Origin of the sequence: Aster yellows witches'-broom phytoplasma AYWB (assembly GCF_000012225.1) — a bacterium.
GTDB lineage: Bacteria > Bacillota_I > Bacilli_A > Acholeplasmatales > Acholeplasmataceae > Phytoplasma.
In genome coordinates, this window is record NC_007716.1 from 400,606 (window position 1) to 420,854 (window position 20,249).

Genomic DNA, 20,249 nt, shown 5'->3' on the forward strand with positions numbered 1-20,249 from the left:
TTTTGTTTTTCTCTTTCTTGTTGAATTATTTTTTCTATTTGTTGTTGAAGTTCAGGATTCCATAAACTTTTTGTATTTTTTTCTTTTTTGGTTTGAGTTTGGTTGTTGAGGGGTTTGTTTAGAATCCCTTAATTCAGTTGTTTTTTTAATTCTTTGGTTTTTTCTATTCTTTCATTAATTTTTTGTTCAATTTCTTTTGGGGTTTTTCCTTCTTGAGAAAGTTTTGTTGCATATTCTGTTAACTCTTTTTTTTAGTTTTGATTCTTCTGTTGCTTTGATAGCATCTAAATCATAAACTTCTACTAAATTTGGGGGTGGAGTTTTGGCTTTGGGTGTTGGTTTCGTTAAAATATCCAATCATTCAAATATAAATACCTGTTGCAATTAATATTGTTAAACCTATGCAAGGTCCTATAACTGGTATTCCAAGACAAGATAAACCCAAAATGAGGCCAAATGCAATAATAATACTATTAAATATGTAAGGAATTAGTTTCAAAGGAAATCCTAACCATTCTAAAAAATTCTTACAGCGTTCATTTATATAATGAGCAAAATCTTTGGTTTTTTCCCAAGCAGCTTTAGCCATTGGTCCAATTTTAGCTGCTGTTTCAGGGAAGAATTTAGAAATTATTAACCATATTGCCCCTCCAATTAGTGTGATTAGTAATAAAGTAAGGATTGGTTTTGTTATTTTTTTGATTATTTTTACAAACCAATTATCTTGTTTTTGTTGGGTTTCAACAATTATTTTTGGAGGTTTTGGATTGTTTTTGGTAATTTGTTTTGAAGGTTTTTTGATTATAGGTGATTTTGTAATTGTTTTTATTTGAGGTTGATTTATTTTTTGATTTTTTTATAGGTATTTTGGTTGGTTTTTGAGTTGGTGGTTGTTTAATAAGGGATTTTGTTTTGGGTTTTTTTACATTGGGTTTATTTGGTGGTTTTGGTTGGGATTTTTTTGTGATAATTATTTTTTTAGCCATATGATTTTACTCGCTTTCTTTATTTGTTTCATTTAATTTATTGATTATTTCTTTGTTTTCGTTATTTCTTTTAAATCTTTTTTCATTTTTTTCTAATTCATCAATTAATTTATCTAAATTTTTATTAATTTTATCAAATCTTTCTTGAAATTCATCAATAAAAACAGGACGATTATAAATTAAACCATTATTTATTTCAACAAATTCAATAAAATCACTAGTTTCAATTAATAAACCATCAAAAGTTATTAAATTATAATAATTTAATTTTTCATAATACAAATTTAATAACAATTCAAAAGATTTTTTTAAAAAGTAAAAAGTGTCTAAACTTTTGGAACACCTCAGGTTTTACAACCGAAACAACAAAAACAAGGTTTTAGAAATTTTGGAAGAAAATGATGCAGTTACTAAAGAAGTTGTAAAAGAAACTAAAGACAGAGTTAAATAACAAAATTTTTACTAAATCTTACACAACATATGAACTTTAAAAGAAAAATACGACCAAACATTTCAAAAATTACAAGAAAAAGAAAAAAAAGAAGATAAAACTAAAGACCAAAAAAAACAAGATAATAAATAAAAACTTTTAAACAATTATAATAATTAATAAATTAAACTAACTTAACTGGCTTTTTTCTTTTTTTATGTTATAATATTATTTAATAGCAATCATTAATCGCTTAATGATTGCTATTACAAAGAAGGAAAGGTGTATAACACGACAAATGAAAACAAATAATTTAAGTAAGAAGAGCAAATCTCTTTTAGTTTTTAGTTTATTATTTTTGGTTAGTTTATTTTTTATTTTTAATATTATTAATAGCAATATTATGGCAAATGGAGCAGATGAAGAAACTCCAAAAGATACAGCAGTTGATGATACATTATCAAAATTAGTTAATGAAGCAGTTGATGCGGAAGTATCTCAATGGGTTAAAGATGAAGATAAAGATGCAGTTACTAATAAAGTTGATAAAACTGAATTAGTAAATGATGCAAAAGTTTTACAACAAGTTAAAGATAAAGTTACAACTTTTGCAGCACAAGTTAAAAAAACTTTTGTTGAAAAAGAATTAAATCAAGTATTAAAAAGTTCAGAAGTTAAAACAACGTTTAAAACAAATGTAACAAAAAAAGTTAAAACTGCTATTAAAGTTTTATTTGATGAAAAAGTAGTTGCTTTATTGAAAGAAGATGAAGAAGAAGAAGTTAAAACTGCTATTAAAGGCAAAGCTCCAATTGTAGAAAACAAATTAACAAAAACTGTTGATGAATTAGCAAAAGAAGCTATTAAAGCTTTAGTTCAAGACAAAGCAGTTACTTTGCTTGATGCAAATACAGAAAAAACAGTTAAAGATGAAGTTAAATCTGAAGTTAAAGAAGTAACTCAAAAACTTGATAAAAAAGTTGCTGAATTAGCTCAAGAAGCTAAAACTGCAGGAACAGAAGATAAAGTTGCAAAAGATACAGTAGTTAATGATGTATTATCAAAATTAGTTAATGAAGCAGTTGATGCGGAAGTATCTCAATGGGTTAAAGATGAAGATAAAGATGCAGTTACTAATAAAGTTGATAAAACTGAATTAGTAAATGATGCAAAAGTTTTACAACAAGTTAAAGATAAAGTTACAACTTTTGCAGCACAAGTTAAAAAAACTTTTGTTGAAAAAGAATTAAATCAAGTATTAAAAAGTTCAGAAGTTAAAACAACGTTTAAAACAAATGTAACAAAAAAAGTTAAAACTGCTATTAAAGTTTTATTTGATGAAAAAGTAGTTGCTTTATTGAAAGAAGATGAAGAAGAAGAAGTTAAAACTGCTATTAAAGGCAAAGCTCCAATTGTAGAAAACAAATTAACAAAAACTGTTGATGAATTAGCAAAAGAAGCTATTAAAGCTTTAGTTCAAGACAAAGCAGTTACTTTGCTTGATGCAAATACAGAAAAAACAGTTAAAGATGAAGTTAAATCTGAAGTTAAAGAAGTAACTCAAAAACTTGATAAAAAAGTTGCTGAATTAGCTCAAGAAGCTAAAACTGCAGGAACAGAAGATAAAGTTGCAAAAGATACAGTAGTTAATGATGTATTATCAAAATTAGTTAATGAAGCAGTTGATGCGGAAGTATCTCAATGGGTTAAAGATGAAGATAAAGATGCAGTTACTAATAAAGTTGATAAAACTGAATTAGTAAATGATGCAAAAGTTTTACAACAAGTTAAAGATAAAGTTACAACTTTTGCAGCACAAGTTAAAAAAACTTTTGTTGAAAAAGAATTAAATCAAGTATTAAAAAGTTCAGAAGTTAAAACAACGTTTAAAACAAATGTAACAAAAAAAGTTAAAACTGCTATTAAAGTTTTATTTGATGAAAAAGTAGTTGCTTTATTGAAAGAAGATGAAGAAGAAGAAGTTAAAACTGCTATTAAAGGCAAAGCTCCAATTGTAGAAAACAAATTAACAAAAACTGTTGATGAATTAGCAAAAGAAGCTATTAAAGTTTTATTTGATGAAAAAGTAGTTGCTTTATTGAAAGAAGATGAAGAAGAAGAAGAAGTTAAAACTGCTATTAAAGGCAAAGCTCCAATTGTAGAAAACAAATTAACAAAAACTGTTGATGAATTAGCAAAAGAAGCTATTAAAGCTTTAGTTCAAGACAAAGCAGTTACTTTGCTTGATGCAAATACAGAAAAAACAGTTAAAGATGAAGTTAAATCTGAAGTTAAAGAAGTAACTCAAAAACTTGATAAAAAAGTTGCTGAATTAGCTCAAGAAGCTAAAACTGCAGGAACAGAAGATAAAGTTGCAAAAGATACAGTAGTTAATGATGTATTATCAAAATTAGTTAATGAAGCAGTTGATACGGAAGTATCTCAATGGGTTAAAGATGAAGATAAAGATGCAGTTACTAATAAAGTTGATAAAACAAAAATAACAGCTAAAGGCAAATTTGCAAATGTAACTCAAAAACTTGATAAAAAAGTTGCTGAATTAGCTCAAGAAGTTTTTAAAACATACAAAGATAAAACTAAATTACTAGTTGCATTAGGTGTTTTTTTAGCGCTTTTAGTTTTTGCAGCTTTTGTTCTTTATTTTATAAAAAAAAACAAAAAGCTAATTAAATAATTAAATATATTTTTAAACTAAAAAAACTACCTAAATTAGGTAGTTTTTTATTATATTTCACACATTTTTTGCATAATAACAAAAACGCCAACACGTTTTTTTAGACAATTTTAAAGACAAAAGTTGTCTAAAAAAACGGAACAGCGCAACTTTTTAGGCCAAATAAAGACTATCTTACAACATCAACATCCTTTTTTATTTCAAAAAACAAACAAAAAATATTAATTTTTATACTTTACAAACAAAACATATTATATTATAATATATATGTAAATATATATAATATTTGTGGAACTAAAAATTCCTAACCACTTTGATTACTAACACATCAATTTATACTCTATTTCTACCACTACTTCACATAGTGGCTTTTATTTTATATTTTTATCTAAAAATGTATTTAAAACATTAAATAACTTTTTTAAAAAACGAGTTAAAGCAGTAAACAATCCCAAATTTCAATCCTAGGGAGGATAAAAAATGAATGAAAACGAATAAAAATTAAACAAAACTATATTAGTACAAATAAAAACTTTTTAAAAGTGATTTATTTTAACTGGGGATTTGGTATTGCAATTAAAAATTTTCTAATTCACTCCCAAACTTTAGAAATCCCAATTATAGATAATTTTCCGGAAAAAGAAAAAGAATACAACAATATAGAACAATTTTTAAATAGACAAACAGCTGATTCGTTGTTTGAATTAACAATTTTATCCCACAAAGACCAAAAAACTAACTATGCATGGTCTTTACAATATCTTTATGTTCCACAAGATTTTTTGAACCAACTAAACACCTATTAACAACAATTTTTAAGAGCAAAATGGTACAAAACAAAAACCAACAAGTCCCACAAACTCAAACATACACTTCAACCCAAACAACTGCCAAACAACCAAAAAGACTAAATTAAAGATTTTTTAAAAGTAATTTCCCCTGGACAAACTAGAAATATTAAAATGAATAAAACCAAATGCCCAAACAAGTTAGATAAGTACGAAAACCCCACTAAAACTAATTTTAAAAAAAGGCTTAAATTTTTATTTACTTGGCAAATGACCTAGCCTATATTAAATAATTTCTAACCAAATACAAGTGGGGTTTGGGTTATAGGATTAAAACCAAAAGACAAAAAAAGAAAATGTATTTCTTATAAAAAAAATTACGGAATTTCAAATGAGTTTGTAGTTAAAAAAGAAAATAAAATATACTTATATTGACACAAATGGAAAAAATACTACAAATTAGCAATTAAAGCCCCTCAAAAAACTAAATTTGATGATTGTATAGTAATTAATTTTGTAGTAAAACTTAGTAAAATACAACAAAAAGGGTTTTAAAACCTTACAAATAAACTAAAAAAACCAATTTCACTTTTGAAAAGTTTCAAAAAATGTGTCAATTAATTTCTGAAAATATTTAAAAATAAAAAAAATTGCAAATTTGAAAAAAATAACTCTAATTTTATTAAAAAAACATTTTAAAAATCAAAAAAAGATAAAATTAGGGTTTATTAAAAAAGGGATAAACTACAAAATAGGCTATTTTTATCCTATTTTTGTCTAAAAAAACCATAAAAATAGTATATTTGATATATTAACATAACATTTTTCCTTTGATTTTATAACTATTTTTACATGATAATTTATTATAATTGAGTTTGGTTACCTTTTTTATAAAATTTAAGTATATTTTTATGTTTCAACTCATAATATATTTGATAATTTGAATTAAATTGGATTGGAGGAGTTTTTATGGATTTTTTAAAAATTAAAAGTGTGCGTCAATTTTGTGCAAATCATGAAATACAAAACAACATTTTAGAAGCAATTTTGGGTACAGTTTTCCAAGCACCCTCTGCTTTTAATTTACAACCATGGCGTTTTTTTGTTTTTAAAGGCGAAAAGAGTAAACAAAAAATAGCTCCTTTTTTATATGGTAACAAAACTCAATTAGAAACTTGTTCTGCTATGATTTTGTTGTGTTGCGATACTCAAAAAAATACCTTAGCTGAAAAAATTTATCAACAAGAATTTTTAAAAAAACAAATATCTGATACAACCAAATTACAAATAATTACAAAAATTGATGATTATTACAAACAAATTTCCCAATCAAAACTAAAAAATGAGTTATTTTTAGAAGGTGGTATCGGAGCGTTGCAATTGATGTTAGCTGCTAAAAAATATGGTTATGATGTTTGTCCTATGGGAGGGTTTAACGCAAAAAAAATCAATGAAGGACTAAATATTGATTTTCAATATTTGCCTGTATTGTTGGTTGCTATTGGGAAATCACAAGAAAAACCCAAAAATAAAGCTTTTCGAATGGATTGTAAAGATTTTATTTTTTGGATGTAGTTAAAATTGCAAAAAATAACTGTATTAAAACACTAAAAAATTAAAATATTCACAAAAATAACATTATGGCTGACTTAAAAAGTTGGTCTTTTTTTTATAAAAAGGCATTTTTTTATTTAATAAATAATTTAATAGTTAATTTCTATAAATTGAGGTATTTTTGCTGAATTAACTTGTTTGTATAAAACAGAAAAACATTGCAATTCTTGTTGCTTAGATAAAAAAGTATTTTGAACAATTTTATTAAGATAAAAAAAAAAAAAACAGCATGAGCCAAATCATTTTTAATATTTCTTTCATATTTCAAATAAAAACCTAGAAAAAGATTAGCAAAAAAAATCTCCTGTACCTGCAATATCAATGTTTTTTCTTTGTTATAGGACTGCACCAAATATTTTTTAGTATTTAGAAAACAATAGATTATATTCCTTAATATAATCTATTGTTTTGCTATCAGGATTATAATAAAATGTACGACTATAATCTTTAATTAAACAACATTTTTCATAATTTTTTTTAATAGTTCCATCATCTCTATAAATAATTTTTTTGATTTTTACAATTCTTTTTTTATTATTTAACTATTAATAAATAACCTTTTGAAGCAAAATAAACAGCAGCAGAATAACAAGACCTAATTTAGGTGAAAACCAATATTGAAAAAAATCCTAAAGTTAATTTATTTATTCTAAAAGATTTTTTACTGGAATAATAACGTCTGTAATTTCAAGCCATTTTAATCTCTTTTTTTTATTTTTTTTATAAATAGGGTGGCAATTTGTTCAATTATCACCTATTCTTTCAAGTCTTTTAGTTTTGATATTTTTTCATTATTATTTTAGTTTGAAAAAAATAAGTTTATTATCGCAAATGCTTTAAAAATTTTAAATAATTTCAAAATAATAATATTAATTTTGATATAATAAAGTTAATGAAAACAAACAAAAAAACAAATATTCCAAAAATCAACAAACAAAGCAAGAAAATAAATTTTTTTACAAAAAAATAAAATAAATAAAATGAAAAAAGCCAAATTCAAACCTGAAAAATAAAAACACTATTAAATTGGATAAAAAATCAAAAAAAACAATTCAATAAACGGAAGCAATTTAAAATGTCAATTCTTTTAGAAAAAATAAAAACTTTACCGCCCAATCCTGGTTGTTATCTTTTTAAAAACACAAAAGACACAATCATTTATGTTGGTAAAGCCAAAAATTTAAAAAAACGCGTCCAAAGTTATTTTACCAAAAGAAACAACTTAAAAACAGCGATGTTAATTGAAGAAACCCAAGACTTTTTCTACATTATTACTAACAACGAACAAGAAGCCTTAATTTTAGAAGCTAACTTAATCAAAACACACACTCCTAAATATAATTTCAAACTTTTGGATGACAAAACTTATCCTTATATTGAAATTACCAAAGAAAAACACCCACAATTAAAAATTTCACGATTCAAACAAATTCCTCCAGGAAAAATAATTTTTGGTCCTTATCCCAATCTTAAAAGCACCAAAGAAACCTTAAAATTGTTGCATCTTTTGTATCCTTTAAGGAGATGTCAGTTAGCATCAAAAAAACCGTGTCTTCATTTTCACATCAATCAATGCCTCGGCGCTTGTGCAGGAAAAACAATTAATTATAAGCCTAATATTGATGCAATTACTAAATTTTTAAAAGGCAATATCAAAGATATTTTAAAAAAATTACACCATTTAATGCAAAAAGCCAGCGAAAAAATGTTTTATGAAAAAGCCCAAGAATACCGCGACATTATTGATTCAATCAAACAGACCACAAAAAAACAACTTATCAGTAATCAAAAACTCAAAAATTGCGATATTTTTGCCTATGCATTTAATCAAGACCAAATAGCAATTCAAATTTTAAAAATTCGCCAAGGAAATATCGTTGATTCTTATCGGAGTGTTTTTTCATATGTTGGCTTTGTATGCGAAAATATTTTAACTTATCTTAATTGTTATTATCAAAAAAACATTAAACCAGATATAATTATTACAGGAAAAAACCAAGATGAAAATATTTTGCAACAAACGATAACTAACCAAACTTTATTGGAACAAATCTTGCAAACCAAAGTAAATATTTATCATAAGGGAGACAAAAAGAAACTTTTTTTACTAGCCTTAAAAAACGCCCAAAATGATTTATCTCACAATAATTTAATCTATCAATCCAAAGACCAAAAAATACAAGAAGCATTAAACAAATTGGCAATTATTTTTAATAAAGATATCAAAAGAATTGATGTTTTTGACAATTCTCAACTATTTGGAAAAGCCTTTGTGGCGGCAAGAATTGTGTTTAATCATTTTGAATTTGACAAAAAACTTTATCGAACTTTTCACATTAAAGGTGAATTACCTAACGAATATCAAGCTTTTGAAGAAACACTTACGCGTTGTTATAACAAAGGCAAGGAAGCTGAAAATGATGCAACAGATTTAATTTTGGTTGATGGCAGTTTAGTACAGCTAAGGCAAAGCCAAAAAACTTTAAAGAAACTGGGCTATGAAATTCCTTTAGGAGCATTGCAAAAAAATAACAAACATCAATTAACTCATCTTGTAACTTTTCAAGAAAAATTAATGTTGGAACAAGATCCTAATTTATTTCATTTTTTAAAAAGTTTAAGCGAAGAAGTCCATCGTTTCGCCGTTTCTTTTCACCGCAAAACCAAAAAAAAACTGGATTATAAAACCACTTTATCAAACATAAAAGGAGTTGGCGTTGTTAGAAAAAAAGCCATATTAAATCATTTTGAAAGTTTAGAAGCCATCAAAAAAGCTACTTTGCAAGATTTTCAAAAAATAGGAATTAATCAAAAATTGTTTTTGTTAATTAAAAAGAGTTTATAGAAGTGGGCAAATAAATATTCATTAAAAAAATATTAACAAAATTTTAGAACAACCATCTAAATATTTTGAAATTAAACCACAAAAATAACCAAAATCAAAAAAATGCAAGGAGCAACAAATGAGTTTAACAAATTTATTTAAATTGCAAAGTTCTTTAAAACCAAGTGGCGACCAACCTCAAGCAATTCAAAAATTAGTTAATAACTTTAAACAAGGTTTAAAAGAACAAATTCTTTTGGGAGCTACTGGCACTGGAAAAACTTTTACCATTGCAAATATTATTCAACATTTACAACAAAAAACTTTGGTTATTGCTCATAATAAAACATTAGCAGGACAGCTTTACAACGAATTAAAAGCCATGTTTCCCAACAATCGAGTAGAATATTTTATTTCTTATTATGATTACTACCAACCAGAAGCATATGTAGCATCAAGCGACACTTACATCGAAAAAGACTCCAAAATCAATGATGAAATTGATCAGTTGCGTCATAGTGCCGCAGGTTCGTTAATTAACCGAGATGATGTAATTGTAGTTGCTTCTGTTTCGTGCATTTATGGAGTAGGTGACCTTAAAGATTATCAAAAATCAACACTACATTTACAAATTGGAGATAAGTACGAAAGAAAAAATTTAATTAACAAGTTAATAGAATTAAAATACCAAAGAAACGAAATTAATTTTCAAAGAGGCACTTTTCGAGTAAGAGGCGACATTATAGAAATTATTGCTTCATCTAGCAAAGAAATTGGTATCCGCATTATTTTTTTTGGCAATGAAATTGAAAATATTCAAAATTTTTATGTTTTAAATGGCAAAGCAATTGCTAACCTTAAATTAATTACTCTTTTCCCTGCTAGTCTATATGCTACAAATAACCAAAAATTACAAGAAAGCATCAAAAGAATTCGCCAAGAATTAAAGGAACAAATTAATCATTTTGAAAAAACTAACCAACTTTTAGCAGCTCAAAAAATTAAAATGCGTACTTTACACGATTTAGAAATGTTAGAACAAATAGGCAATTGCAATGGTGTTGAAAATTATTCAAGACACTTGGCACTCAAAGGAAAAGGCGAGGCGCCATCCACTTTAATTGATTTTTTTGGAAATGATTTTTTAACCATTGTTGATGAATCTCATGTAACTATACCCCAAATTAAAGGAATGTATTTTGGTGATTTTTCTCGCAAAAACAACTTAGTAAATTTCGGTTTCAGACTACCAAGCGCCCTTGATAACAGACCTTTAAAATTCAATGAATTCCAAGAGAAAATGAATAAAGTTATCTATCTTTCAGCTACTCCTGGAGACTATGAATTAACTAAAAAAATCCCCATTGTAGAACAAATTATAAGACCTACTTTTGTTCTTGATCCAGAAATTGAAGTGAGACCCACCAACAACCAAATGGACGATCTTTACTTTGAAATTAAACACCAAACTAAAAACAATCAAAGAATTTTGATAACAACTTTAACTATTAATATGAGCGAAGACCTAACTACTTATTTAAAAAATTTAGGCATCAAAGTAGCTTATTTACATAGTGAAATTAAATCTTTGCAAAGACTTGAAATTTTAAAAGATCTAAGATTGGGAAAATACGATTGTTTGGTGGGAGTTAATCTTTTGAGAGAAGGACTTGACTTACCTGAAGTAGCTTTAGTAGCTATTTTGGATGCTGATAAACAAGGTTTTTTAAGAAACGAAAGAAGCCTTATCCAAACTATTGGAAGAGCAGCTAGAAACATTACAGGAAAAGCTATTATGTATGCTGATTGTATTTCTCCTGCTATGCAAATTGCCATTGAAGAAACTTATCGTAGAAGAAAAATCCAAAAACAATACAACGAAACAATGAAAGTAACACCAACTGCTCTTAACAAAACTATTTTAGAAACAATTTCAATAAAACAAAAAGAAAGGATCAAAAATGAAAAGGGTAAGAGTAAGGTGCAAAAAAAGTTGCAAATAAATACAAATATGACAGCTAAAAATAAAGAAATTAAACGTTTACAAAAAACGATGAAAGAAGCTGCCAAAGCCCTTGATTTTGAAAAAGCAGCTACATTAAGAGATTTGATTTTAGATTTGGAGAAAAAAGAAAAAAGATAACAATTAAAATAATAAAAAAGATGAGGTGTTCCAAAAGTTTAGACTAATATTTCTTATGATATCTTTAACTTTGCTTTAAATATCAATTGATGTCAGTTCATCTTTATTTTCAGCAATCATTAAACAAATAAATTTATGAGTTTTTTTAAAAAAGTTTCTTAGTTTTATTTCTTAAAAACAAATAATATTTATCAGACATAGGTCTCATATGTAATTTAATAAATTCTATTTTTTCTTGGATTTCTTTTTATTCATAACTAATATTAGCCAATAGTGTGAAGACATAATCTTAGAAAAAAACCTTGCCCGAAATCAGTAGTCTTAACAAAAAATAAATATTATCAAAAGCTTTAATTTGTTCTTTATTAAAAGTACCTCTTTTAATTGCATTAAATGTTTTAAGAACATGAAAAGATAAACTAATAAACTCTTTATTCATAGTTAAATCATTTAAATGTAGCATTGTTTGTTCTCCTTAAACACAAAACTACTCCTTTACTGAGATAGTTCACGGTAAAGGCGTTTTTTGGTATAATAAAGGGACACTTTTTAAATATTCGTTTTCTTCTTTAATTTTTTTATTTTCATTATATATATCGTTATTCAACTCTCTTGCTTTTGCTTTAATATCTACTTCTTGTAATTTACGTCTTTCTTCGGTTTCTAAATGATATTTATAAGCAAGCCTACCTATCTAAAACACAAAAAAGTAAAATAGCAGCAGTAATTAAAAAAGTAATTAAAAGATATTGACTATTATTAAATTTAATTATTTTCATAATTATTTTTTATATTCCTTTATAATTTTGTTTCATTTTAACAATGTAAAAAAAAGAAAAGCCAAAACTCAGCATTATTATAACATTTTTTAATAAAATAAACAATATTTAAGAATAATTAAATAATATCTAATATTCTTAAAACAATTTTAAATAATAAATTCCCTATTACAACAACAGTATTTAAAAGAACTACCAACAATTCTAAGAGCAATTACAGTAACACCAACTAAAACAGTTTTACCAACTTGTTTTGCTCCCTTCAATAAACCACCATTGGGATCTAAATCTTTGAGAATAAGAACATCAACACTCTGAGAAAGAAACTTTATAATAGGGGGGCATCATCTTTAAAAATCGTTAATATTTTCATTAAAAAATCAAACAATGAACTAAATAATTTTAAAGGATAAATTAAAATTGTTAATTTTTCCTATATAAAAAAAATTATTGTTTTTATCATATTAAAAATAATTAAAAAAATATTATTCCAACCAACACTAAAATCAAAAAAAAAGATGATTTAGTAAAAAAAATACTATAAAAAATAATATACAATAAATAAAAAAATCTTTAAAATTAAAGGAAATTAAATATTTTAAAATAATAAAACTAAAAATCATTTTCAGTATCATCAATATATTCCGCAATTAAAGGATTTTTTATATTATTTAATGCTTCTGCTGGGGTGGTTGTTAACAAAATCATATACGCATGGAAAGCTCTAAAACTTTGGTGGCAACAATAATGCAATTTTCTTTGCATTATTGTTTTTGTTTATGTTAAAATAATGATAAGTTAAAATAATAAAAAGGGGAGTATTTTCAATATGGAACTATTTTAAAATTAATAATTATAGTTTTTTTATTTCTTCTTTTTGTTATAATTTCTTTATGTTTTTATTTTTATCAAAAACAAACAAAATAAAAAGAGAATTACAAAAACTAATTTAAAATCAAATTCATTATATTAAAATAATTTTGGGTACGTTGGTAATTGGAATAATTGCTTTCATTTGGTATAATAAAAATCAATACAACCAACCAAAGTGATTCACATACAATTAAAAACAACAAAATAGAAACTGAAGATGAATGGTTTCAAAGCAAAAATCAACAAAGAGAAAGTAAAAGTTATTACGATTCAAAAACCTACTAACCTCCACTTCAACCCAGTCAAACAATGTATCAACTTTTATACTAAGAAATTTAACACTAAAGAAAATATAAATAAAAATTAGAAAAGAGAAAAAAATGTTAATTTTTAGATTTAAAAAACAATTATATTTATTTCAAATAGTTTTATTTACTTTTTTAGGATTATTTTTTATCACCAACAATCCTCAAGTAATGGCAACTTGTAATAATAATTCTGAAGGCAAATTAAAGAAAAATATCGATATTATAGAGGAAGCGGTAGATACATTAGAGGAAAATATTAAATTTTTTAACAAAAAAGGAATACAAATTAATTTAAACAAATTAACTAAATTGTTTTATAATGACAAAAAAAGGAATACATCGACCCAAAATATATCTTCAACTTCAAAACCTAATAAAAAGAAAAAATAATTTAATATAAAATTTTAATCCTTTAAATTAAGATCTTTCTTTATGCCCAATTTTAAAAAGGAGCAAGAAAATGCAAAATTTATTTTTTAAAAAAAATAAAAAGGATTAAAATAAAATGAAATTAAGAATTTGTGAACTTGTTATCAATGCTTATATAATTACCAAAGATAAAAATTATCAAACTTATATTTCATCCGGTAGTAATGATGTTTTATATGATTGCCAAGGTCAAGAATGTATTATTTTAGATTATTTGCGTTCTAATTGTTTAGGGTTTATCAGATTTATTTAAAATGTTAGATAATAATACTTCATCCTAATTTAAATCTAGTTATAAAATAAAGTTTTAGAATGTAAATTAAATTATTATTACTACCTTTAAAAGTATTGATAATTTCTTTGGGGTTATTTTTAAAAAAAGATTAAAGAATTATTCAATAAAAAAAGACGTTGTAAAATACTTATTATTTTAGATTCAAAATATATTTATTATAACGTTTGGAATTCAGTAGAAATGAAATATAATTTAATAGAAAAAAACCAATACTTTATTAAAACAATTTCAAATAAAAACTTTAAGTAAAAAAGAAACAAAAGAGTTTATTAAAAAAATAACTAATATAAACAACTTATAAAAAAATTATATTATTAATATATAGCAATATTAAAAGGAATCTATTAAAATGATAAAAACAAATAAATTAGTTAAAATTGGTTGTTTTTTTTGTATTCTTTTTCAATCAATTTTTTATTTTTTTTTAATATTTTTATTATCACAGCTTAAAATTTTATCTTTTTTAGGTTTTAAAAGGTATTATATAGAATTTTTATCATCAAAGTTTCAAATTTTATCTTTTTTAAATGTTAAAGTTTATGATATAGAAATTTTTGGAAAAAAATATTATTATGAATTAGAAAATAACTTATTTCATTCATATTTTTTAGAATTATTTTTTGGTTTATTTTTTTTATTAATTCCTTTTTCTATTTTTTTATATATAAGATTATTTAATTCAAAATCTAATAAATTTACAAAAAGATTTTGTGGTATATATGGTCTTATTTGGGGATTGTTTCCTGGCATTTTTATCTTGTTTGGAACCTATAAAAAAGAAAGCCGTTGGTTAGTTTATTATTAATATTTTTATTTATCTTTTCAAATAATTTTTTTGTTAAAATATAATTTTATTTACTTAGAATTTGATTTAAAGTTTATTTTTTTACATCTAAAAAAATGTTAAAATAATTAATGACTCTTATGTATACGTTTGTCCGAACTTGCGTATATGTAGGGTCATTTTTGTTATATTAAGCTCACATTAAAATATAAAAAAATAGTTATATAAATCAAAGTCCTACCAAAAACAACGTTTTATATAACTACCATGAAAGGATGCATTATTCATGCATAATTTTAATTTTAACATAAGCGCTTTTATTGATAAAATAAATGATTACGCTATCTTCATTATATCATTCCTTAAAACAACTTTCAACAATATAATTGCTATTAAAGATGTTGATTTTTCTTTTGGCAATATTTTAAATAGTTCAGGAATAATTATCAGTTTTGTTTCATCTATATTTTATATTTTAATCTTTATTACCTTTTTAGTTTTTATCGGTTCTATCTTTAATATTATAAAAACAATAATAAAATGGATTTTATTTCCATTTAAATTATTAATTATAGGTTTATGTAAATCAATTAAAAATATAATTTTTATAAAAATCAAAATCCACCCAGTTGCGCTCGAAGCCCTTTTTTAAAATAAATATAAATCATTTAGATTTATAATGGTTGATGCATGGTATATAAAAAGGAAAACAATATTTAATATTATAAAAAATTAAAAGAAATATTAAAACAAATAAAAAAATTATTAAAAACTCTAATGAAAAAAACAAAAAAATGATAAAAAAAACAGTTTTTGAATTGGTTAAACAATTCAATAAAATACTAAATTTAAAAAAACATTTTAAAAACTATCAAAATCAAAAGAAGCGATTATTATTATTGGTTTAAAGTCGAAAATAAAATAAAAGACAAAAAAAGAAAAATACTTATTACAACAAAATCGCATTAAAGCTTTATGTTTACACCAAAAATATTTTTACTGTCATCGTAAAATCACTGATTTATACCAAAAAACTTTTAACGAAAACATTACCAAGAAAAAAATTTATACTATTATGAAAGAAAACGGTATTTTTTGTCGTTTAAGAATTAAAAAAAATAAATGTTATTTTAAAAATAATTTAAAAACTAAATTAAAAGTAGTAGACAATTTAATAAATAAAGACTTTTTATCAACATCCCCTTTACAAAAATTATTAACCAATATTACTTATTTAAAAAACTCCCCAAGGATTTTTATATTTTTCTTGTATTGTTGATTCTTTTAACAACCAAATCATCTCTTACCAAACTTCAAAACATCAAAATAAAAAATTGGTTTTAAACGCCATCAAAAAAATACCTCCATTAAAAGAACCTTGTATTATTCATTCCGACCAAGGAACATTTTATCAATCGCAAAAAGTCCAACAAACACTAACTAAAAAAAGGTTTTTTAATCAGCATGTCAAGAAAAGATACTCCACATGATAACGGTGTAATTGAAAACTTTTTTGGTCAAATGAAAACTATCTTACAACATCAACATCCTTTTTTTATTTCAAAAATCAACCGAAAAAGTTAAAAAAATAATCAATTATTTCCATAAATTTTAGAACAATCAATGGTTTTTAGCTAAATTAAATTATTCATCACCAACTCAATATTCCCTAAATTTTAGATAATAATTTTTTTATTTCAAATTTTCAACCTTGAAAAAGGTTATCTTTTTACGCATTTTTTTAATCAAAATAACATAATTACGTAAAAAAATAATTATGTTTTCATTTTTTTAGGGGTTTTTTAACTTTTTTTTACTTAAATATATAGTGTAAGGTTAAAATATTTAAAAAAAATATTTCCTTAGTTTGAAAAGATATGAAATTATCTACTTATTTGGAAGTCTTAAAGAACAATTTTAGAGACAAAATTTGTTCTTTAGATTTAAGTTGGGATTGTAATTCAATTATTTTTCCTTCAAGGTATAATTTTTCTAGTTGTTGGGCTCGAAGGTTAATGTTTAAATATCCCTTTTCGGTTTCTAAAATCTTTTTGTTTTTATGTTTATTTGTTAAATTATTTTTTCTATTTGTTATTGAGAGGTTTGTTTAGAAACCCTTAATTCAGTTGTTTTTTTAATTCTTTGGTTAATTTTTTGTTTAATTTCTTCTGATGATTTTCCTTCTTGAGAAAGTTTTGCTGCATATTCTGTTAACTCTTTTTTTAGTTTTGCTTCTTCTGTTGCTTTAATAGCATCTAAATCATAAACTTCTACTAAATTTGGGGGTAGAGTTTTAGCTTTGGGGGGTGTTTTATCTGTTAATAAAACTGTTGCTAAAAAAGCAATAGCACTAAACAAAACTACTTTTCCTAAAAATGGTCCTATACCAGAGATGAAAAAACATGCACCTGCAAGTAGAAAACCGCCAATAAACCATAAAGCTTTTGAAACATTAGAAGAATATTTAGGATTAATACCTATTTTTTCTAACCATTCTTTAGTTTTATCATCTAAATTATGACATGTATCTTTGATAAAAACCCAAATTTTTGTAGCTCCTTCACCAAATTGGGCTGCTACTTCAGGGAAGAATTTAGAAATGATAAGCCATAATGCCCCACCGATTAGTATGATTGGTAATAAAATAATGATTGCAGTTATTGATGATTTAATAATTTTTACAAACCAATTAGCTTGCTTTTGTTGTGTTTCTACAATTATTTTTGTAGGTTGTAGATTGCTTTGGGCAATTTGTTTTGAAGGTTTTTTGATTATAGATGACTTTGTATTTTTTTTTCTTTGAGGTTGATTTATTTTTGATTTTTTTATATTGGGTTTAGTTGGTGGTTTAGATTGGGATTTTTTTGCCATATTATTTTTTACTCGCTTTCTTTATAGGTTTTATTTTGATTTATTATAATTTTCTCTAATTTATCTATATTTTCATTAATTTTTTAAAAATTGCTTTGAGGTTTCTTGTTTGAATTCAACTACTTTCTTTTCAACTCTATTGATGTTGTCTTTTAAATATTAACTTTTTGAATTGAAATGTTCTTTTAAATTATTATGATTAGCAAAATAAAAAGTAATACCCATGGAAATAAAAATACTGATTAATTAAAACAATATTTTAAAATATTGTTTTAATTCTTGCATTTTTTAAATTCTCCTTTATTTTAGTTATTTGCATTTTCTTTAGTATTAAATTTCTTAGTATAAAGGTTGATGCATTGTTGGACTGGGTTGAAGTGGAGGTAGTAGGTTTTACATATAGCATGATTATCTTCATCTTTTTTGTTTGTAGGACAATCAACTTCATCCATGAAAAAGTCTTCATCTTCTTCTAGGAGATATTTGGGGCCTTTGTAGTTGAGGTATATGTAGTAATTCGATGGGGATACAATAGGACTATGAGGGTAAAATTGTGAGTCTTTGTATTTGTTTTTTGTGTGGAAAAAATTGAAATATTGTCCTGGGGTGAATTCGAGACTTAGGATATGCCATTCATTGAATGGGGTTTTGCAGAATGTGGCGAGGTCAGTTGGTTCATATTCTTGGTGTTGACCTTTGCCTAGTCCATTTAGTCCATAGAAGATGTATTTTTTGTTTACTTGAGTATTATCTTTAGAGGGAGTTAAGTATTTTAATAATCCTTCCTTCCATTCTACATATTGTTCTTCACACTCTTTTCTTCTATTTTCTTTTTCAGTGTCAGAAAGTTTAATGTTTTGGAAAGTATTAATAGCTTCATCTAAGTCTGAAGGCAATATAACTTCGTGTTTAGGGTTTTTGCGTTTGTATTTTTTGGCTTTAATAAAAGCACTTTCAATTATTTTTTCTCTTAAATCTCTGGTAGAAATTGTTTTGCCTTTACATTTGTTAGCAATTTCTTTTAAATGAATATATGTTTGATAAATAATTTTATAATCAGTTACTAAAAATTGTAAAAAACCTTCAATTTCATCATCTTTTAATAAATCAATTTTAATTTCTTTGCTAAATCTACTTCTTAAAGCGCTATCAATTTTATCTAAATGATTGGTAGCTCCCATTAAGACAATTTTTTTATCGCTTCTTTTAAACCCATCTAATTTAGTTAATAAATTATTAACAATATTGATACTTGTTTTGTTAGATTGATTATCTTCCCGATTAGCTAGTCCACTAATTTCATCAATAAAGATAATGGTTTTTTTGTGTGATTCCGCTTCTTGCCATATTTTCTCTAATTCTTCATTACCTTCACCAACATAAGTCTTTTCAAATCTTGATGGTTCTAATACAATATAGTGTGTACCTAATTCATTACATAAAGCTTCAATCAAAAAACTTTTTCCTGTTCCTGGGGGTCCATATAGTAAATATCCTCTAGGAATTACTTTATCAAAATTAACCATATCAAAATCATCATCTTGAAAATATTCAATCAAATCTTCTAATTCTTCTTTTTCTTGTTTCAAACCATATATATCAGAAAACATAACTTTCTGTTTGGGGGAGTGATAAGAAATATTGTTTTGTAAAGATTTGATTTCTTCTTGTAATTGTTTAATTTGTTTGTCAAAATGTATTAATTGACCATCTAAGAACAAATCATAACTTTTTAATTTTTGAAATTCTTCAGTATTATCTTTGTTTTGAATCATTAAGTCTTTAATAATATTTTTATTAGCGTCATTCAAAGCCATTGTTTTTTGTAAACCTTGAATTTTTTTGGTAATAAATAAATTATTGTTATTTTTGATAATTCGGAAATTTGTTTCTTTGAATTGTTCTTTAGATTTTGATTTTGTAGTTAATAATTGTTTTTTTTGTTCTATTAATTCCAAAGTTTGTTTATGAATTGGTTCTTTTTTTTCCTTAATTTCTTGTATTTTTTTGTTTAAAGAAATAATTTCTTCTTGTAATTGGTGCTTTTCTTCTTCTTTTAAGTCTTTATTTTGGAGATTATTTTCTTTATCTTCTTTGGTGGTTGTTAATTTTTTAAGTTCAATATTAAAATCATTCATTAACTCTAAATTTAATTTAATTTGTTGAGTTAAATGTTCTATTTGTTGATTTCTTTGGTTATTTTCATTAATTTTAGCTTCGCTAGTTTTTTTTAACTCTTTGAGATATTTTGATATTTCTTCAAAAGATTTGTTTTGATTGGTTGACGGATGATTATTTTGAAATAAATTATTATTGTTATAATTTTTTAAAAAAAAACCATAAATCCATAAACCTAAAATGGCAAAACCACATACAACTAACAAATTTAAATAAATTTGTTTTAATTTCATATTAGTTCCTTTCTTTTAT

At 24.4% G+C, this 20,249-nt stretch carries 18 protein-coding genes and 1 pseudogene; 10 read left to right on the top strand and 9 right to left on the bottom strand.

Annotation, left to right across the window (positions count from 1 at the left end):
- Nucleotides 1-186: 186 nt before the first annotated feature.
- From AYWB_RS03950 to AYWB_RS01875, 4 genes are all read right to left on the bottom strand, one after another.
- On the bottom strand, nt 187-357 hold the full coding sequence (locus AYWB_RS03950) for a hypothetical protein (protein ID WP_011412672.1): 171 nt from the start codon (nt 355-357) through the stop codon (nt 187-189).
- A 4-nt stretch (nt 358-361) separates the two neighbouring features.
- On the bottom strand, nt 362-589 hold the full coding sequence (locus AYWB_RS01865) for a hypothetical protein (RefSeq protein WP_011412673.1): 228 nt from the start codon (nt 587-589) through the stop codon (nt 362-364).
- A gap of 151 nt (nt 590-740) precedes the next feature.
- Nucleotides 741-986 carry a hypothetical protein gene (locus AYWB_RS01870; protein WP_011412674.1) on the bottom strand — a complete coding sequence of 82 codons (246 nt, stop codon included), beginning with the start codon at nt 984-986 and terminating at the stop codon, nt 741-743.
- Nucleotides 987-992: 6 nt separating this feature from the next.
- A complete protein-coding gene (locus AYWB_RS01875; RefSeq protein ID WP_011412675.1) occupies nt 993-1,280 on the bottom strand; it encodes a hypothetical protein in 288 nt (95 codons plus the stop codon).
- Between the two features lie 28 nt (nt 1,281-1,308).
- Between AYWB_RS01875 and AYWB_RS04405 the strand changes: the two genes are divergently transcribed.
- The 4 genes from AYWB_RS04405 to AYWB_RS01890 all read left to right on the top strand — a co-directional run bounded on the left by AYWB_RS04405 (nt 1,309) and on the right by AYWB_RS01890 (nt 6,474).
- A complete protein-coding gene (locus AYWB_RS04405) occupies nt 1,309-1,437 on the top strand; it encodes a hypothetical protein (protein ID WP_274376781.1) in 129 nt (42 codons plus the stop codon).
- 277 nt (nt 1,438-1,714) lie between these two features.
- Nucleotides 1,715-4,111 carry a hypothetical protein gene (locus AYWB_RS01880; protein ID WP_041639857.1) on the top strand — a complete coding sequence of 799 codons (2,397 nt, stop codon included), beginning with the start codon at nt 1,715-1,717 and terminating at the stop codon, nt 4,109-4,111.
- 542 nt (nt 4,112-4,653) lie between these two features.
- Complete coding sequence (locus AYWB_RS01885) at nt 4,654-4,917, top strand: hypothetical protein (RefSeq protein WP_011412677.1); 264 nt, start codon at nt 4,654-4,656, stop codon at nt 4,915-4,917.
- Nucleotides 4,918-5,868: 951 nt separating this feature from the next.
- The gene (locus AYWB_RS01890; RefSeq protein ID WP_011412678.1) at nt 5,869-6,474 is read left to right on the top strand and encodes a nitroreductase family protein; all 606 of its coding nucleotides are present in this window, start codon (nt 5,869-5,871) and stop codon (nt 6,472-6,474) included.
- Nucleotides 6,475-6,872: 398 nt separating this feature from the next.
- Here AYWB_RS01890 and AYWB_RS04545 read toward each other — a convergent pair whose 3' ends face one another.
- Complete coding sequence (locus tag AYWB_RS04545) at nt 6,873-7,037, bottom strand: DUF2963 domain-containing protein (RefSeq protein WP_425303928.1); 165 nt, start codon at nt 7,035-7,037, stop codon at nt 6,873-6,875.
- 551 nt (nt 7,038-7,588) lie between these two features.
- On the opposite strand from AYWB_RS04545, the gene uvrC reads away from it, so the two are divergent.
- Both uvrC and uvrB read left to right on the top strand, forming a co-directional pair.
- Nucleotides 7,589-9,358: an excinuclease ABC subunit UvrC gene (gene uvrC / locus AYWB_RS01895; protein WP_011412679.1), complete on the top strand. Its 1,770-nt coding sequence runs from the start codon at nt 7,589-7,591 to the stop codon at nt 9,356-9,358.
- A gap of 118 nt (nt 9,359-9,476) precedes the next feature.
- Complete coding sequence (gene uvrB, locus AYWB_RS01900) at nt 9,477-11,480, top strand: excinuclease ABC subunit UvrB (protein WP_011412680.1); 2,004 nt, start codon at nt 9,477-9,479, stop codon at nt 11,478-11,480.
- A 289-nt stretch (nt 11,481-11,769) separates the two neighbouring features.
- Here the strand turns inward: uvrB and AYWB_RS03955 are convergent, their stop codons facing one another.
- Complete coding sequence (locus AYWB_RS03955) at nt 11,770-11,943, bottom strand: hypothetical protein (RefSeq protein WP_160122700.1); 174 nt, start codon at nt 11,941-11,943, stop codon at nt 11,770-11,772.
- 928 nt (nt 11,944-12,871) lie between these two features.
- Nucleotides 12,872-13,024: a hypothetical protein gene (locus AYWB_RS03960; protein ID WP_011412681.1), complete on the bottom strand. Its 153-nt coding sequence runs from the start codon at nt 13,022-13,024 to the stop codon at nt 12,872-12,874.
- A gap of 325 nt (nt 13,025-13,349) precedes the next feature.
- Here AYWB_RS03960 and AYWB_RS03965 point away from each other — a divergent pair, with 325 nt between their 5' ends.
- The 4 genes and pseudogenes from AYWB_RS03965 (at nt 13,350) to AYWB_RS03735 (ending at nt 16,632) form a co-directional block, all read left to right on the top strand.
- Nucleotides 13,350-13,499: a hypothetical protein gene (locus AYWB_RS03965; protein ID WP_160122702.1), complete on the top strand. Its 150-nt coding sequence runs from the start codon at nt 13,350-13,352 to the stop codon at nt 13,497-13,499.
- 13 nt (nt 13,500-13,512) lie between these two features.
- On the top strand, nt 13,513-13,830 hold the full coding sequence (locus tag AYWB_RS01910) for an SVM family protein (RefSeq protein ID WP_011412683.1): 318 nt from the start codon (nt 13,513-13,515) through the stop codon (nt 13,828-13,830).
- Nucleotides 13,831-15,234: 1,404 nt separating this feature from the next.
- Nucleotides 15,235-15,600 carry a hypothetical protein gene (locus tag AYWB_RS01925; protein WP_011412686.1) on the top strand — a complete coding sequence of 122 codons (366 nt, stop codon included), beginning with the start codon at nt 15,235-15,237 and terminating at the stop codon, nt 15,598-15,600.
- A 142-nt stretch (nt 15,601-15,742) separates the two neighbouring features.
- Nucleotides 15,743-16,632 (top strand): annotated as a pseudogene (locus AYWB_RS03735) (IS3 family transposase).
- 407 nt (nt 16,633-17,039) lie between these two features.
- Here AYWB_RS03735 and AYWB_RS01940 read toward each other — a convergent pair.
- Both AYWB_RS01940 and AYWB_RS01945 read right to left on the bottom strand, forming a co-directional pair.
- Nucleotides 17,040-17,819 carry a hypothetical protein gene (locus AYWB_RS01940; protein ID WP_011412689.1) on the bottom strand — a complete coding sequence of 260 codons (780 nt, stop codon included), beginning with the start codon at nt 17,817-17,819 and terminating at the stop codon, nt 17,040-17,042.
- 305 nt (nt 17,820-18,124) lie between these two features.
- Nucleotides 18,125-20,230: an AAA family ATPase gene (locus AYWB_RS01945; RefSeq protein WP_011412690.1), complete on the bottom strand. Its 2,106-nt coding sequence runs from the start codon at nt 20,228-20,230 to the stop codon at nt 18,125-18,127.
- Between the last annotated feature and the right edge of the window lie 19 nt (nt 20,231-20,249).